At 55.4% G+C, this 17,640-nt stretch carries 8 protein-coding genes and 2 pseudogenes; 4 read left to right on the forward strand and 6 right to left on the reverse strand.

Annotated elements, in window-relative coordinates:
* Positions 1-245: 245 nt before the first annotated feature.
* Both ACN22W_RS36730 and ACN22W_RS36735 read left to right on the forward strand, forming a co-directional pair.
* On the forward strand, positions 246-569 hold the full coding sequence (locus ACN22W_RS36730) for a flagellar transcriptional regulator FlhD (RefSeq protein ID WP_419690002.1): 324 nt from the start codon (positions 246-248) through the stop codon (positions 567-569).
* Positions 570-616: 47 nt separating this feature from the next.
* On the forward strand, positions 617-1,162 hold the full coding sequence (locus ACN22W_RS36735) for a FlhC family transcriptional regulator (protein WP_419690736.1): 546 nt from the start codon (positions 617-619) through the stop codon (positions 1,160-1,162).
* Between the two features lie 626 nt (positions 1,163-1,788).
* On the opposite strand, the gene ACN22W_RS36740 is transcribed toward ACN22W_RS36735, so the two are convergent.
* From ACN22W_RS36740 to ACN22W_RS36755, 4 genes and pseudogenes are all read right to left on the reverse strand, one after another.
* Complete coding sequence (locus ACN22W_RS36740) at positions 1,789-2,430, reverse strand: response regulator (protein ID WP_419690003.1); 642 nt, start codon at positions 2,428-2,430, stop codon at positions 1,789-1,791.
* Between the two features lie 74 nt (positions 2,431-2,504).
* Positions 2,505-4,277, reverse strand: a complete 1,773-nt coding sequence (locus ACN22W_RS36745; protein ID WP_419690004.1) for an ATP-binding protein — start codon at positions 4,275-4,277, stop codon at positions 2,505-2,507.
* Between the two features lie 285 nt (positions 4,278-4,562).
* On the reverse strand, positions 4,563-5,930 hold the full coding sequence (locus ACN22W_RS36750; RefSeq protein WP_419690005.1) for a flavin monoamine oxidase family protein: 1,368 nt from the start codon (positions 5,928-5,930) through the stop codon (positions 4,563-4,565).
* Positions 5,931-6,243: 313 nt separating this feature from the next.
* A pseudogene (locus tag ACN22W_RS36755) lies at positions 6,244-7,282 on the reverse strand (integrase core domain-containing protein).
* An 802-nt stretch (positions 7,283-8,084) separates the two neighbouring features.
* Between ACN22W_RS36755 and ACN22W_RS36760 the strand changes: the two are divergent.
* Together ACN22W_RS36760 and ACN22W_RS36765 are read left to right on the forward strand one after the other, a co-directional pair.
* Complete coding sequence (locus ACN22W_RS36760; protein WP_419690006.1) at positions 8,085-11,435, forward strand: YadA family autotransporter adhesin; 3,351 nt, start codon at positions 8,085-8,087, stop codon at positions 11,433-11,435.
* 582 nt (positions 11,436-12,017) lie between these two features.
* A complete protein-coding gene (locus ACN22W_RS36765) occupies positions 12,018-12,818 on the forward strand; it encodes a PoNe immunity protein domain-containing protein (protein WP_419690007.1) in 801 nt (266 codons plus the stop codon).
* Positions 12,819-13,498: 680 nt separating this feature from the next.
* Here the strand turns inward: ACN22W_RS36765 and ACN22W_RS36770 are convergent.
* Positions 13,499-14,496, reverse strand: a pseudogene (locus tag ACN22W_RS36770) (MerR family transcriptional regulator).
* A gap of 581 nt (positions 14,497-15,077) precedes the next feature.
* Positions 15,078-16,136, reverse strand: a complete 1,059-nt coding sequence (locus ACN22W_RS36775) for a GTP cyclohydrolase I (RefSeq protein WP_419690008.1) — start codon at positions 16,134-16,136, stop codon at positions 15,078-15,080.
* Positions 16,137-17,640: the final 1,504 nt, after the last annotated feature.

Genomic DNA, 17,640 nt, shown 5'->3' on the forward strand with positions numbered 1-17,640 from the left:
TTATTTTAAGTTTCATATTGAATAAGCTTAAATAAAAATAATTGACCTGTTGAGGGGTAATATTGTGGGGATGTGTAAGATCGAGGAAAAATAATATATCAGGCGGTTTGGGGTGAATGAGGAAATATTGTTTTGTATTTTACGTTGAGAAATTAAGTTTTTGTGGAAGTATTTGTAAGAAGTGATTTTGTAAAAGGAAATTTTCGAAATTTATAGGCGTAGGTAATTTAAATTGGGGGTCGATCATGAGTGTGAAGAATGCGACTGACGCTGTCTGGGAATTGAATATGTCCTATCTTTGGCTCGCGCAGCGATTGCTTCAAGAGGATCGGGCGACGGGGATGTTTCGCCTGGGTCTGACGGCCGACGTGGCGGACGCGCTGACGTCATTGTCGATAAAAAATATGATCGACTTATCTTCTTCGGGGCAAGTGGTATGTGTGTTGCGTCCAAGCCAGCTGGGTGTGGTTTCGACGTTCACTCGGCCGACATTGCCAGTCGATATCGCTCGCTTGCATGTCGCCCTTGCGTTTGCAAGTGGGCGTTTCAACAACGAGGAGCTTTTATGAGCAGAAAGCGTGAGGCGAGGGGAGTGGCAGACGATGCCGAGTCGCTGATGGACGCAATCGCTCTGATCAGGTTTGGTGCGCGATTGCAGATGCTAAAAAGCGAGGTTTCGATCTCGCACGATCGATTGGTCCGCCTATACCGCGAGGTACGGGGTACGTCTCCGACGAAAGGGATGCTACCGTTTTCCGCAGACTGGTACATGACATGGAGGGCCAACTTGCACGCGTCGTTGTTTCATGCAATTTATCGCTTCTTGCTTGCCGACGCGGGTTGCCGTCGGCTCGAGGCCCTCGTTAAGGCATACGATCAATATACCTCATGCTGCGACGAGAGTGGCACGCCTCCGGTGCTTGATCTAACACGAGCGTGGACACTTGTGCGTTTTGTCGATGGAGGTGTATTGGGTACGGAGCCCTGCGTGGAGTGCGGCGTATGGTTCATCAAATATCCTCATGACATGCGCTGTACTCCGCGCTGTGTTGCGTGTCATTTGCCGGCTCGCGCCGGTAAGCGTTCCGGCAGTGCACACCCGCGGCGCGAAAAGGGCGCGAGCGAGCGTCATCTTGCAACAAAGGCCCCGAATCTAGGTTGAAGCCGGATTGAATCTAGCGCCGAGTGGACGAGCGAGGCAGATAGCGGCAAGAGACGAATCTTCAGTCGTTAGGGCCCCGGCAAACACGCCGGCCGATGCCCATGCACGTATTTTTCGGCAGGCCAGCTGATGCCAAGATCACAACTGCGAAAGTTGTGCTGGACTCATGGTTGAGACCCGAGGTGCTGGTGTACGAGTGTGCCCCCTGAAAACGACGCAGCCGGCCGAGGTACTTAAGGATGTGCTTGAGCGGTACCGGCGATCCGCGATTAGGAACATTGATCAAAGCCACTGCCTCCTTAATCGCGTCGTTGGGCCGACGATTGCGATTGCCGACGAATGAGGGCGGGAAGCAGGTGCAGCCATCGGTTCGTCGAACCAATATGGTCTAATAGCAGACACGAGGTCAATACCTGCAAGCCTTTGCAGTAGCCCGGTGACGTTTAGCTCCGCCCCGGTGAGTTCATAGATAGGTGCGCAATCGGCCGCAGTTGTGTTCAAGCCCGGTTGGCCATAAGCGGGATAAGGCATGCATTGTCATGGTAGCTTTTATCGAATTAATCGCATGGTTGCCTTGTTCAAAATATCAGGAGTATTTTTCAACGAACAACGGTAGCTCTTTTTTACTATAAAATGCCTGCATCTCTTGCGGCAGTTGCGGCTTGAGTGCGGTTGAGGACGTTCAATGCCTTGAAAATGGCCGAAACGTGAGCTTTCACAGTCTTCTCTGACAGTCCGAGCCGGTTAGCAATCACCTTGTTGGGTGCCCCGTCTGTAAGGTACCGTAGCACTTCGATCTGGCGACGGGTTAGCGGAAGGTCAACCGCATCGCGTGGTGGCGACCGGGGACCACTCCGGAATGGAACTGGCTGCTCTTCAAGTATAAGCGGAGGCACATAGCGTTCACCGTTCGTCACGATTCGGATTGCGAGCAGTAAAGTATTTGGACCAGCGGATTTCGGCACATACCCACGCGCACCTCGGGCGAATGCGGAACGCACATCGTGAGGGCTATCGGACATGGAGAGCACAATTATCTTCAGTTCGGGACACTTGCCTGAAATAGTGGAGATTGCGTCGAGGCCGCTCATTCCGGGCATCTGCAGGTCGAGTATGGCAACTTTGAAGTCGGCTTGCTCATCAAGCATCCGCATGGCGTCCTCCGCATTTGCGGCCTGGGCGATGATTAGATCAGAATCATTTTGGCGGATCAACGTTTCGATCCCGCTTCGTACGATCGGATGATCGTCGATGATAAGAAGCTTCATGGCAATTGCTAGGACCATTAATGAAATGTTGACCGGTTGGTATATAGTCGGACAGGGAGGGGGCGAGCGTATGGTCAGTCGGTGATATCTCTCGACCGCGCCTGTGCACCCGTAGCAAGGGCGTTTCCGATAGCGGCTCGAAGCTTATAGTTTGGGATCGGTTTATGCAGCATGATGCCCCCCACCTTATTTGCTTCAGTAAGGCGCTCGGCACTGGTGTCGCCGCTGACGAGCATAGCGGGAATCTCCGAGTTGTATTCGATTCGTAGCCGCTCGATAACCTGCTTGCCCGTTTCAGCGCCATTCAAACGGAAGTCGCAAATCAGTAGATCAGGGAGCTTATCGCAGGTCGACAGGCGAGCAATTGCTTCGTCTCCCGATGCCACAGCAATCGTTTCGTAACCCCACATGCCGAGCAGTTTTGACATGGCTTCGCGGATCGCAAGCTCGTCATCGACGATGACGATCAGCTCGCTCGCGGGCAATGTATCGATGGTTTCGTCCGCTTCAGCGTCAAGTTGGGTCGGGAGAAGACTCGATTGCTCGACGTCAACGCAGAAACATGAGCCGCGGCCGGGACTTGACTTTACCGTCAATCGGCAATTTAGTAGATCGGTCAGACGCCGTACGATTGCGAGTCCGAGTCCAAGCCCCTTTTCGCGGTCGCGTTCGGGATTTCCGACCTGATAATACTCTTGGAAAATGACTTCAAGTTGGTCCGACGGGATGCCACACCCCGTGTCGTGCACTTCAATTGAGATGCCATCAACGCGACGCCTGCAGCCAACGAGAATACGGCCGGACTCGGTATAGCGAACCGCGTTAGAGACGAGATTGCGTACGATTCGTTCGAGCAATACGGGATCCGAATCTACGATGGCGCGACTTCGAACGCACTTAAGCTTGACCCCCTTCGCTGCCGCGTCCACCGCGAAGTCGTTGCAAACCTGATCGAGTACTGCATTGATGAAAAACGGTCGTCGATAGACCTCGACGACGCCGGCGTCGAGCTTTGAAATGTCAAGCAGCGCGCTGAACAACTTGTCAAGAGCGTCTGTGGACATCTCGATCTGTCGCCGGATTCGTTCGCCTTCGTCGGACATTGGCACGCCCCGCAGCGCGCCGACGAGTAGGCTTAGCGCATGTGAAGGTTGACGTAGATCGTGACTTGCCGCAGCGAGGAATCGTGATTTGGCCAGATTTGCTTCTTCGGCGATCTGCTTCTGACGTAACAGGTCCGCCGCAAGCTGCTCGGCTTTTAAGCGCAGTCGGATATTCTGGCTTGAAGTCCGGTTCGCCAATAGTCCGAGGTAGCTGATGACGCAAATAAACAGGAACATCATCGGGGCGGTGGACTGCTGGACGCGATTTGCCGATAACCCGGCAACGACAACATACGGAACTGTTGCTGGTAACAGAAATGTAAAGAATGCGGGCAGGTAAGCGCTGAACACTGGCACGGAGCCGGCGACGACGCCGAGCGTGGCGGTTACGGTCAGGCTTCCAACCTCGAAACCGCCGCCGGCCGCGAGATGAACCGAAGACCAACCCCAAGCGATGCCTTCCGCAGCGCAGCATAAGACAAAGCCTCCTGCCCAAAGCGGCCAACAGCGGATGCGCGTCGTAGAACGATCATAGAATCTGGCGAGTGCGGCATGGAGAGTCGAAATGACGAGCAGACTCAAAACCCATCCCGGTCCGGTACGAGGGTCAAGGTGTCCTAGGCGATTGAGCGAAACTACAAGAATGGCGGCTAATAGCGTGGCGCCGCATACGCTCAATGTCACGCTGTTAAATACGATTCGTAGCTGTTCGGCAGCGATCGAATTTTTCGATTGAGTCTTCAACTGAATGAGCTCCAGAGGGTACACAAAAGGCGAATACCAACCAGGTGGCCACCCAGAACAAAGTTCATTGATTCTCCCGTCACCCAACGTCGCGCATGACAGCAAAATCAACTTGCAGAGGTGTTCCGCAAAATCAGCAAACCATTCAGCCTTTAGTTTTCGAAGTATTGTCCAAATCCTTTGAGGCTCTCAGTTTGGACGCGCGCGCTCGATCTGCAACGGGCCTAAGCAGGTGGAAGTGCCGTATCGATCGGCCTCGGGAGGCGAAGCACGATCGGAAACGGATCAACGCAACACGCGGATCACTTCACTTGCGGCGCGTATGCCAGACTCAAGCGCGCCCTCCAGGTAGCCTGCGCATTCCATCGCAGTTTCGGTGCCGGCCCAATAAATGCGGCCGAACGGCTTTCGAATACTGTTCCCGTAAGAAGTCATGACGCCAGGCGGCATGTGAGCTGCATACCCGCCGTGCGCCCATTCGTCCGTCGTCCAGTCATGGTCGGCGTAATCGAGAGGCGCTGCTGCATCGTCGCCAAAGTAATGCACGAGGTCGGAAATCACATGTTCACGGCGCGCTTCCTTACTGAGGCAGCTCAGTTCAAGTGCGTGGTTCCCTTCAATAAAGCCCACCAACACGCCGACACTTTCGTTTGTCGGCGACTGATCGAAAACGAAACCGAGATGACGGCCAATGCTGGCAACTGAGCCATTGAGTCCCTGCTGGCGCCAAAAGGGAGAAGGGTAGGCCACGTGGATCTTGATGACAGCGCCCATCTGCATCCGTCGTATCAATCCTGCGCGTTTGGCGGGCAATGGAGGCGTGAAGTGAATACGTGATACGAGCGGGGGAGGCGCAGTGACGATCGCGTACCTCGCCATATATATCCCTTGCGGGCAAGTCACCCGAACACCGTCCGCATCCTGTTCGATCATGTTCACCGGTGCGTCAAGCACGATGGACCCGTTCAGTCGATCCGCCATTCGTTTTGGGATCAGCCACGCGCCGCCAACAAACTTGTCTTGTTGCGCGCCGCCTTCGACGCCCATCATCGTCTCCAATCCGCCTCCCTGTCGCAGGCATTCCAGGAAGAACAGATAAGATATCTGTGTTGCCTCGGTGCAGGCGATTGCACCGACAACAAGTCGGACAAAATCGCGGGAAGGGGCGGTGCGCATATGTCGTTCAATCCATACCTCGATCGACATGGCATCCCACTGCAGTGCGTTTTCTGATAACCACGGCGCCCCTGCTGGGAGGGTTCGCATGTCGCGTTTCCACCGATGCAGGGTGAGCCCAAGTTCCAAAGTTGACAGCAACGGGAGCGGCGGCATGCTGGAGTACGCACGAACTTTCCCGTTTATATTGATGAGGCTGTCGCCCTTCGCATATTGGCCATAAATCGCTACGCCCAGCTCGACCGCTTGTTGGCGCAGCAGCCTGTGCGACGCACCCACCCATTGACCGCCGAAGTCGACCGTTTGACCACCGACTTCTCCCGGCATCGATCGGCCGCCGACTCGATCGCGTGCTTCAAGAATCACGACCCGCTTCCCGGCATTCTTGAGTTCGAGCGCTGCTTTCATCCCCGAGAGACCGGCGCCGACGACTATTACATCTGCATCGCAACTGGCCGATTGATAGTTCGTTGCCAAAGTAACCTTCTCCCGATCAAGTTCGTGCAGCGCCCGGTCACTACGCTTGCGAGAGCCTTGGCGTAGCTGACTTCAACAAACATTCATTACGCTGTCGCCTACGACAGCGCAATAGTGCAGGTGACTTGGCGTCCGCAGGCAAAAGTGCGGCATGCCGCGTGCACATTTATAGGTCGGATGACCGCTCATTGCAAGCGCAAAAATATGACTGTGATCGGTGCGCGACAGGCGAACGTGGCACGCTCGCTTGTTTCCGAAGCCTAGGTGTGACTATCCCAATCGATTGGGCCAATGAGCCTCTAGCAAAGTCCCTTTAATCTAGCTCCAGGAAATCGACAGGAGCAGCCGCTGTTGCCCGATGTCGCCACAAACTCTGCTGGCGCAAGACAGTTCAGTGCGCTTGGCGGCCTTTGCTCGTTTTAGTTCTGTCGCCAGGGTGAGATGAGCGCCAGAGCGTGTGAAAGCGTCGCGGGCTAGTGCTCATTAAGACATTCGTCACGTAGCTTGCCGTTGAACAATTCGATGAACGCGTTGTGCGTTGGCTTGCCCGCGTGAATCAACTTCAGAGCGATGCCGCTCGCATACGCCCGGTGGTCGAGCGCGTGGCTCATTAATTCGGGCCCCTAGTCTGTTCGCACCGCTTTGGAATAGCTACTGAAGCGAATGGCGCGGCCCAATGCCGGAGTGACAAACAAGCCTGGGATGCCGCGATCGACGACGGTGTCGATCGTCTCCTTCGTGAAATCGTCGACGATGGCCAGGCACGTCAGGCGACGGCCGTTGGCAAGCGTATCCATCGTGAAACCGATTGACCATACGACGATGGGCGCGTTCGGCAAGGCTAGTTGCTCGCGCTCAATCATGACGTGATGGCGCCTGCTACCGCGCCGCGCCACCAGTCCCGCCTCACGGTACACGCGATAGACGCGCTTGTGATTGGCGTGCATGCCTTCGCGTTTGACCAAGGCGTGCAGCCGCCGGTAGCCGAACCGACGATGTTGGTGGATGAGTTCCACCCGACGCGCTGCTAGTACCTCGTTTTCGTGTTTGAGCTTTTCCCGAATTGCCAACACAGCTTCGCGTTTGGCTTGTGGGTTCAGGCCTATCCCGTCACGACCACCCTGTACGCTTCCATGTCGAGCATCGCTTCAGCCAGCAGTAACTTGGGCCGCGCAATCTCGCTTTCCAGATCCTGGATTCGGCGGGACTCAAATCGCCATGTCCCTGAACGCCGGATGCCTGTAGAACGGTGCGTTACTGAACCCGTGCTTCCTGCGCAGCTCCTTGAGCGGCATTCTGGCCTCGGCCTCCTTCGGAAAGCCTATGATTCGCCTTTCTGTGAAGCGCTTCATCGTATTCGTCTTCTACGAAAACGAATTTTATTACTTTCGGTTGGATCTTTTTGTCGGAGTAGGTTGACGCGTACTGGGTCAAGACGTGACTGTATATAATCGTTCCCTTCGGTTTTCTCATTCTGAGCGAAATACTTTAAATGTCCGCCGGACCGTCTTCTAGACAGAAAATTGGCGCACGACATGCTCGTTCAAATTTCGGCAGATTAGCGAGAGTACAAGGTGGATGCCGGCGCTGGTCCAGAACTTGTATCGCTAGATCGTACACCTTCTGCAGGTGCGTAATCTTTCACGCGGGCATGGTTTTTGTCGACTTCCTGAAAAATCGTTCGCAGCGAGCTTTCCATGTCGTGCCTGCCATCGTCGACGAAACTCGCGGTGTCTGAGGGCTACAGGTCTTAGGCCTATTGGCCTACGTGATCGCCGTTCTTTCGGGAAAGGATGTCCTTCGCGAATGCACGCCTGATCTTCGCGACATCTCTCGTTAGGCCGGTGCTCGCCTTCGTCGATATCCGTGTTCATTGTTGGTCACGTATTGCTGCGCGAACTGGTCTTTCTAGGTCGGTACATGATTCGCGGAGATGTCCGCAACCCAGAAATGGGGGGGGAAATCTGCCTATATCGTCTCACTCAAGGAGTGCGTTCGATGTAAAACTATATCCCATATGACCGAGTTTTCATCTGCCGTTCGACCCGCATAAATTTTTGTAGCGTTGAATTTTTCCTGCGATACAAATTAGAGCGCGAGACGAGTTGGCTGGCGGGGGGGTATTTTTCTGAAAATGTCACTATTCAATAAATAGTGGTAAAAATTATCACATCATATAAATATAACCGAGCGGCTGGGGCTGATATGGACAAGGTATACAAGGTAATTTGGCGTGAGGAAATTTGCAAATTCATTGTCGTCTCTGAATTGACTCGATCGAGTCGAGGTGAAACCAGATCGGGCACAGTATTCGATGCGTCGCTCGACGATTCGTGGCGACCGACGACCATCGCAAATGCGGCCACGGCGTTCTTCTTCGCGGTTTCTGGCGTCACCAGTGCGGTGGCTGGAATCGTTGATGGCGGTAGCAATACGGCGGGCTCGAACTTCACCGGTGGATCAGGTTCCACAAGTGGAGCTCAGGGTAATAGCTATATCGGCGCAGCCGCTCAAGGGGTGGCTCTCACTGGCGATGATGACTGTCTGTCACTCACAGCTACACGTACAACGGCAAGTGTTGCAAATGTGGCATGGTTGATCGGGACGCGTTCACAAACAACGGATCCTGGTCTGTTGTATCCGACGGCCGGAGTCGACAACGGAGTCACGATCGATTATGCGGGCACTAGTGATTTTTCCGGGGGCGGATCTAGTGCAGGAGGTTCGCAAGCCACCCTTGCGTGGGGCTTTAATTCGTTTGTGGGCGGTTGTGGTAACAAGGCATTGGGAATGGGGTCTACCGCGATCGGTATGAGCAATCTTGCCGGATTGGCGGGGTCGACCGCTCTTGGAATCGCTAATTCGGCATTGGGGGCCGGAGCGACTGCAATCGGCTTATATAACACTGCGTCTGGTACGGGCAGCACAGCGATAGGAATCGGTTCGCAGGCCACTGGAAATGGGGCTGTCGCCTTGGGCTTTGGTGGAAGCGGTAATCCGATTAACGCTACCATTGCCAGCGGTGCCAATGCTATTGCGATTGGTGGAGACACGACGCGGGGTGCGAGGGCGACCGGTTCAGATGCAATCGCGCTTGGCAGTGAAGCCGGTGCAACGAATACGAACACCATTGCGCTCGGTAAGTCTGCGACGGCTTCGTTCGCGAACAGCATCGCAATTGGCGCAGGATCGACGGCAAGCGCGACTAGTACCACGACGAATTGGACGACGGCAAACGCCGTCGTCAACGGCAAGACGTTTTCGGTCAATCAGGTGCCAACAAACGGCGTGGTGGCGGTCGGGAGCAGGCAGATCCAAGGCGTCGCCGACGGAAATGTATCGGCGACGTCAACCGATGCCATAAATGGTAGCCAGTTGTATCAGGTGGCCCAATCAATTGCTAGTGCAGGTAGCCAACACTACTTCAGCGTTAACGACAACGGCAGGCGACAGGGCAACTATATCAATAACGGTGCGACGGGATTGAGCGCACTGGCCGTAGGCCCCAACGCAACCGCTTCAGGTACAGCAACGATAGCCATCGGTCTATGGGCGAAAGCGTCGGGAGTGCAAGCTGCTGCATTGGGCAACGTGGCGACCGCCGCTGGATACCATTCCTCTGCATTTGGGACTTCTTCATATGCAGGTTCATTCGACGACACCGCATTTGGTGCATTGACGACTGCATCGGGCGGAGGATCTACAGCGTTCGGCGATCAAACCGTGGCCACCGGTAGATCGTCGATCGCATTGGGGACGACCAGTACGGCTTCCGCATTCGGTGCGGTAGCTATTGGCGCGACGTCCATAGCGGAGAGTACACAAGGAATGGCGCTCGGCTATGGAGCAATGTCCAACGGTACAGCCGACATTGCCACCGGCTCGGGCGCGGTGGCTGGAATCAGCGGCTCCGCGTCAATTAGCAACGACATCGCAATCGGTACTGGCGCTGCATCAATCGGGGGCGACTCGATCGCCCAAGGTACTCGGGCGATAGCTAGTGCGGCGAACGCAACGGCTATCGGCAGTAATGCGAGCGCCGTTGCCGTCGATGCAGTCGCGATTGGCCATAACGCATTGGCTGGCGGTGGACGGGCTGTGTCGATCGGTACGGCTAATACAGCGAGTGGCGACGGAGCGGTAGCGATCGGCGATCCGAACGTTGCAACGGGTACGGGTGCGTTGGCTATGGGAGCGAATAACGCGGCCACCGGAAATGGTGCCTTGGCGCTCGGAAACGCGAACACGGCAAACGGTGACGGGGCGCTTGCGTTGGGCGACGGATCCATAGCCACATCAGCCGGCTCGCTCGCCTTCGGCTCTCACGCAATTGCGAGCAACGTCAACGATGTCGCATTGGGAACTGGTTCGATCACGGCGGCATCCAATCCGACCGCAGCTGTCACGATTGGTGGCGTGACTTATTCGTTTGCGGGAGCCGCTCCGATGAGCGTCGTGAGCTTCGGAGCACCGGGCGCAGAACGTCAACTTACTAATGTTGCAGCCGGTCGAATTTCTGCCACAAGTACGGACGCGCTCAACGGTAGCCAGCTCTATGCTACGAACCAGGCGGTAAACAACTTGTCGACGTCAACGATGTCGAGCATCACATCGCTCTCGACTGGTGTTGGTTCGTTGTCCACGGCCCTCAGTTCAACCAACAGCACAGTGGCGTTGCTGTCGACGTCGACTTCGACCAGTATCAGTTCGTTGTCGACAAGTCTCAATTCCACCAACAACAACCTCGTGTCCCTGTCGACTTCAACCTCGATCGGGCTGAGTTCGCTTTCTACCGCAATTTCGACCTCATTTACGTCCGTCACACATAGCGTAGAGACGATCACGAATGCGATCGAAAGTGCACGGACCCATTATTTCAGTGTCAATGATGGCGGGACGGTCAGCGCGAATTACTCCAACAACGGTGCGACGGGGCTGAACTCAATGGCGCTTGGCCCGAACGCGACGGCCGGTGGCGCAAATAGCATCGCGATTGGTAGTGGCGCGAGTGGGTCGTCGGAAAACGCGACCGTCGTCGGCGCACATTCGCTCGTGTCGGGTGCTGGCAGCGTGGCATTGGGCACGGGCGCCACTGCGACCGCTGCCGGCGCAGTGGCGCTCGGTTCGAATTCAATTGCTGACCAACCAAATACCGTTGCTGTGGGCGCGCCCGGCAGTGAACGACGCATCACCAACGTCGCACCGGGTATCAACTCGACCGATGCGGTGAACGTATCGCAGCTGAACGCATTGGGCGGCACGGTAAACCAGATAGCACGCAAGGCTTACGCCGGAGTCGCAGGAGCGACAGCGCTTTCGATGATCCCAGATGTCGACCAGAACAAAACGCTTACGCTCGGTGTTGGAACAGGGGCGTATCAAGGGTACGGTGCATTTGCAGTTGGTTTTACCGCGCGCTTGACTAATAACTTGAAACTCCGTGGTGGAGTAAGCGGCGGCAGTGCTGGTTACACCTATGGCGCTGGTATAGGTTACCAATGGTGATTTTCTGGTGGTTGAGCTTGGAATTGAGAATGAAAGTGCGTAGAGATTCCGATATTTTATTATTGGAAGATCGATTTTGTCGCCAAGGATAAGGTGTCTGAAATGAATAAATCAATTGGGGTGGCTTTGTTGTTAACTGCTTTGTATTTAATGGTCGGGTGTTCCTCAGAGTCTGCCCCGCTCTATTCAGTGTGGGTGATCGATCTTCCCGGAGGGGCGAAGTCGTATAAAGTGGATTGTTATGGCCTCTTCGAAGGGGCGCGTGTATGTCGACATAAGGCAGTCGAAATATGCGATAAGCGGGGGGTTTACGTGCTTAAAGGATTGGGGCGGATTGAGTCAGATAATAATATCGATATCCGCGAGTTGACGTTCGCGTGTGGTGAGGCGTCGATTTCGCGCAACTCAATTTCGCCATAATTTAAGCTTTGAAATATTCGTGGTATTGTGAATTTCAGGTGATTAAATTCGAATATATCGAGTCAATTAAATTTATTTCGAGGTGTCAGGATGGAATGGGTGTTTCAATAAATATGGTCGATTGATTGTTTGATTGATATTGCAAAAATTGAGTGGTTTCACATGGATATTTCGATAAAAAAGAGGCAGAAATATATTACTAATAAGTATTATGTTGAATTGGAGGATGTATATAGGGGGGAATTTTCAAGGATCCTTGTAGAGTTAGGGCGCATGGAATCTGGGCGCTGCAATGCGTCTTCGCATTTTCGTTGGAGTTTGGCATCCGGAGGCTTGGAGCTTCTCATTCTTAACTATACAGCGGGGCAACCGATTGCTGAACTAAGGGAGCAGTTTTTTTCTGTAATTAAGAATTATGATGACCTAAGTCAATATCGTATTTCAATGGGAAATGTGATCCATTTGAAAAAAGATGTTGGTTCGCTCGATATTTTTAATATCGATGCATATGTGTGTGTCTTCTGGTTGCTCGCATTGTGCAAGTTGTTTGGCCATGATGAGTACCTCCACAAGGTGGTGGAATGGGTAAATTGCACACTCGAGCAAAATGATAGGCGGGACGGCTTGCTTGACGCCGTTGTGCGGCAATTAACCACCAGCAACATTCAATCGCCGCGACTATTGCTGCACCCGGCCCCTTATTGGCCGCTTGCAAGCGCCACAATATGCGCTCCTGAAAAACGGCCTGGGCTCGTCAAGGCGTTTGTCGACAGTTGGTACAATGGCATGAAAGACGCCTATTGGTACGGCACTCATGTGGACGGTCGATATTTCGGTTACTGGTGTTTTGAAGCTGCATTGGTGACGGTACTGTGGGACATCGACGATAGCAGCTTTCGGGACAACCCCGTATATCCTAGGGATTTGGTGGCTTTCGCACGTCAGCTGCCGACCGCTAGTTAGCCCTGCGTGATTCAAAATTCAGCAGATATTGATCGCGTTGTGGCTGTCCGGGGAAGCACATCGCCGGGAAGATGGAACATTGACCGCAGTACACCTGCGTGCGCCACACTAAGCGAAACGACCCGCTCGATAACACATGCAATCAGAGCCTTTGCTTGGCCTCACCTCGCATCTTAGGAAAACTGGCGCATGATCTGTTCTCGGCAGGCGGTATCCACATCGGAAAGCAAAGTATGGTCGGCACACCGCGTTTGTAGTGGTGCGCATTTGAGCTTAAGGTGCAGCGGTGCCGCAGGATCCAGCTCGAGACTGGAAGCACTGGATCCGCTACGTGTTGCAAAACACTGGCTATGTCGTTGTGGTCATGCGTTACGGGAACGTAAGTCATGCGACGACCGTCGATATATCGGACGTGCCGTTGAGAGGGGTCTCGGTGCTAGACGCGCCCACCGCGTTCGTGGATCGCGTGGCGCCGGCGTCCAAGGCTGACGCCGCGAGCGGGCAGTCGCCGGCGAATGCCGCAATGGCTCGTCCGCCGGTTTTGATTTGGTGGTCGCAGAAAGCACAGCGTTGGGGCTGGAAGCAGGGTGCTCTGGGATCAGCCGCTTGGCGGCCCGTCAGGCTTGCCAGTGGCGGCGGACGACCCTCGAAGTACTCGGAGCGTCTGCCGCGCCGCGACGTCACATTTCGCCGTGAGTAAGCGAAACGGTTGGCGGCACTTGCTGCGCTATAACGCCGCCCAATCCCTCTTCGCGCAGGATGGTGGCGAGCGCCGATTCGAGCAGCTCGGCTGCTCTGTTTGCGGCGTCGCCGAGGTGGCGGTGCAGCAGAGCATCGGCCGGCGAGCGCGACACGCATTCATCACTATATCGCTCGAACGCACTGAGCTGCATGATCAATTCGGAGAGGTGACGCGGGCACTCGCATTTGACGGTAGTGGACAGGTCGCTGAGCGACGCGAGCGTCGTTTCGTCGAAGCGTCGCCGTGTGCGCAGCCAAAGCCCTCGATCGACCTCATGTGACTGGCGTGCATTGATAACGGCCTGCGCCAGTTTCGAAATGATGAATGCGGGATTTGTCTGACCTTCCGTCGACCGGAACAGCTCTAAACCCGACAGCCGCGCCAGCTCGATCGCCTCCGCGGTGCCGAACGCATACACGACGGCCACGGCGCGCGCATTGAACTTTTGAGCCACGACTGCTAGCTGCGAAACGAAATCTTCATGGAGCGACGTGGTCGTCGCAATGAGGGCGTCCACAGTCGTATTCGCGTGATCGCTGGCGTCGTCGATCGAGTCGATTCGTGCGGCGATCTGGATTCCCATCCGCTCAACGGCGGATTCCGAAATGGGCAATGAGCCGATGACCGCGAGGCTCGCCACGTTTTCGCCAAATGCTGGGCTCTGGCTGTTTGCCAGCGACAACGCCTCAAGTTCCTCACGGCTTAGGCTGGCAATCGAGCCGATCGCATGGCCTTGATTAACGAGCCCTTTCAGTAAACGAATACGCTGTACGTCGTCGTCTGAGTACATGCGCTGGCCGGACGGCGTTTTGGGGGGGCAACCACGCCATAGCGCCTCTCCCAGATCCTCAACGTGGCTGCAGGCATGCGCGCGAGGCGTGCAGCTTCACCGCTCCGATAGCGGTGAAGAGACTCGCGATCCTTGCGAGATGCCATAGTTGCTCCCCAGAAGTCGACTTACTGTTGAATTAGAATTGTACGCTGCATGATTGAAATATGAAGCAAGAAGATGACTCAATATGCGGACCTTTGTCTAGAAGGGTAGTTTGCGAAGCGGGGAGCGGCTGGAATGCGTCGAGATCGGCAGCGTCTCGCGTTGCGACGACCGTGATTTCGCCCACGGGCTGGGCGTTGGAAGGCTCCAATGTGTTGTATTGGATGTGCGGCGCTGTTGTGCTTTCACTGAGCACTCTGACAGTTTGTGCCGGGTGTCGCGTTTGCGCATGGCCTGCCGCGAGCTCGGAGCGGAGCTATCATTCTCGCGCGGGGCGTCGCCAACTTGGAGAGGCGGCGCGTAACTTCTCGCATGGGGCGCCTTGGCGTTGTTGCTTGCCTAAAGCGAACCTCGTCGGTTGATTTTGTCTTGAGGGTGGTCCGAATGAATTGTGCTAACAAGTCGTCGGGCGCCCCGCATGGCTTTGAGCTTCCCGCTGTTGCTTACCAAGTCATGTGCGAACGCGTATCGTGCCCAATTGCTGTTCCGGTTCATTATTGGTAAACCACCGGCGAGCGCTTTATTAATTCGTTCCGGACAAGAAAGTGAGAAACCGTCGGCGAAGTGGGTCGTCCGTAAGGAATTTTCCCCTTATCACGCTGGTGATCATTTTTGCCTCTTCGTTCTTTGTGCCACGCCGGTATATGCAAAAGTGCCCGGTTTCGAGCACGACGGCGAGCCCATCGGGAGACATCCGCGATTCGAGAAGGCCGGCGATATGTTTGACCGCTTCCTCTTGAGTTTGGGGGCGCGTTACGACCGAGCTTACCAGCCTTCCATACTCCGACAAGTCGATCAGGATCGACGTAGCGCTTGGCAGCACTCCGATCCAGATCTGGCCAATGATCGAGCAAAGATTATTCGAGCAGGCGCTGCGCACGCGCAGCGGCCCGACGATCAGCAATTCGTCTAGCCGCTCGACCTTCAGAAATTCAGTGGCGGTCGGTGCCGCATCGTAACGGGCTCCGAGCACTTCACGGATGAGCCGTTTCGCAACGCGCTTCGCGGCTTCGCGGCTGTTGCAGTCGTTGTCGACATCGACGGCAAGCGAGTGCAGCACAGTCTCCATTCCCGGCGCGGCTTCGTTTCGCAGCGCGACCAGGTCACCGTCGAGCAGAATGCGATGTATAACGCCTGAGGCAATGCGATGTCTGACTCGTGTTCCGTGGGAAAAAACCGCACGGACGCCGCAGGCATTTCGATGACGCACCCATCGGCTGAAATTCACGTGCGCGTGCGGGCATGCATGTCGACGCGGCAGGGTTACCGAAGATCCGCCTCTAATCGCGCACGACGCGTTGATCGTCTCTTCTGGGGGGAGGCTGTTGGCCTCCCGGTGGGCTTGCAATATCGTTTCGTCGTTCGCCTGGTTCGCCGCTAGAGTGACGGCGACGGATTGTTGCAACTTGGCCAGAACAAACGCTTGGTTGATGCGCCCCCCCACTGAGGGAAACAGGTGGAACCCCGCACGGCGGATCACCGAGAGGGCTTGTTCGCTGCCGTATTCATAGACGATTGCGGCGGCGCGAACACGGCGCGCACATGCCAGCGACATGAACTGATTCGCCAGATGGGTATGCAAGGATGTGACCTCGGAGATCAGGGCGTCGACTGAACGGCGGGGCTGCCGAAGTGCCCGTGATACCGACTCAGCGCGCTCGCCGACGCGCATACCGATTTGCTCGACCGTTGCGTCTGATGCAGTCAGGGCACCCGTGATGAGCAGCGTGGGACGGACGAGAGCGGTGACATCGTTGGATCTCGGTCCCGAGAAGACGCCTGTCGGACCATCACTTGCGCACCTGTTGGTCACCTTTGACAAGCTGCACAGGCGGGGTCGCTGGCGCCGCGGTGCGGCGACCCGCAAGTATGATTCAAACGGTCGCCCCCGTGCCACATGGGAGCGGCGCGATGAGCTGCGTACCGTGGTAATGGTCATACGCGCCATCACCGAAGTCGGACAGGCCAGGAGCCGGCGCGGCTTGATGCTGTGATTGCGTGTTGGCACGGATCCTCCCTCGGGTAATTCGTGTGTCATAGGAATTGTATGTGGGCTTTTCGCGAATTTGAAGCAGAAAAATGATTCACAAAGATATTTTTACTGAAATTGTCTGCGTTAAGCGTTTCATTTCTGTCGAAGGGTGTAGTGGTAAGCGACTGCATGCGTGGACCAAGAACGAGACTTTCACACCGGTAACGCGTTGAAACGCCTTTGGTAGTCGGCCAATGGTCACAGCACTAGCTTCTGGGGAGGGAATGTGAATCGTCAAGCAGGCGGAGCTGTAGGGGCATTGCTCTTGTCGCGGGTTTTCGTTTCGGTGCGACTGGTTCTGATACCATGCCGTACGCGCGAGCAAACTTGACTGGGAATTCTCCTGAGGGTTGTGCAAGATGACACGGCGCACCAAATCATGTGGCGCGCTTTCCGTCCCGGTACAGACGAATCGCTACCCGAGCGTTAGCACAGCTCGTGATCGATTCGTCTGCGCAAATTTAGCCACGTGAAGCGATTGTGTTAAGGGGCGGTTAGGATTGGTGAAATTTTCGCGAGAATGTATCGAAACCGTCGACTCAAGAAAGAAGTTGATGCCGGCAGCAAAAGGTGCTCCCCGCTGCTGGAGATCCAAAAGTACTGACCGAGCTGGTTAATGTGCTAGCGGCGACACCGCAGAGTTCGCGCAAAACTTCGATGTCGATCGGCTGGTCTCGAGTTTGCGCGACATCCATTGCGCGTTGAGGAGGGTCACCATATCTGCGACGAAGAGATTGCACATGTTCAGGTGCGTTGCTCGCGCCGGACGTCTTCTGTGGCGATACCTTCAACGCAGAACATCAGCCATTGGGCGAAATTTTTGGACTGTCCGCTGTTGCTGGTCGCCGTGTGAATCGTGCGGCGCAACTCTAATGCATTTAGCCTTCATAGGAACAACTTGCGCCCCCTCGGAGTTTGGAGTCGAGATCGTTTCGTGCTCTCCGGACCGAATCATCGCGGGCGCTATGATGGCGCCGTGTTGCCTGCCTTGCCAGGTACTGCGCCGCGCATCCCATTGTAGAAACTCCCGCTTGTGATGCACGTCCTACGCGAC

The sequence above is a fragment of the Burkholderia theae genome (genome assembly GCF_048565265.1).
Taxonomy (GTDB): Bacteria; Pseudomonadota; Gammaproteobacteria; order Burkholderiales; family Burkholderiaceae; genus Burkholderia; species Burkholderia theae.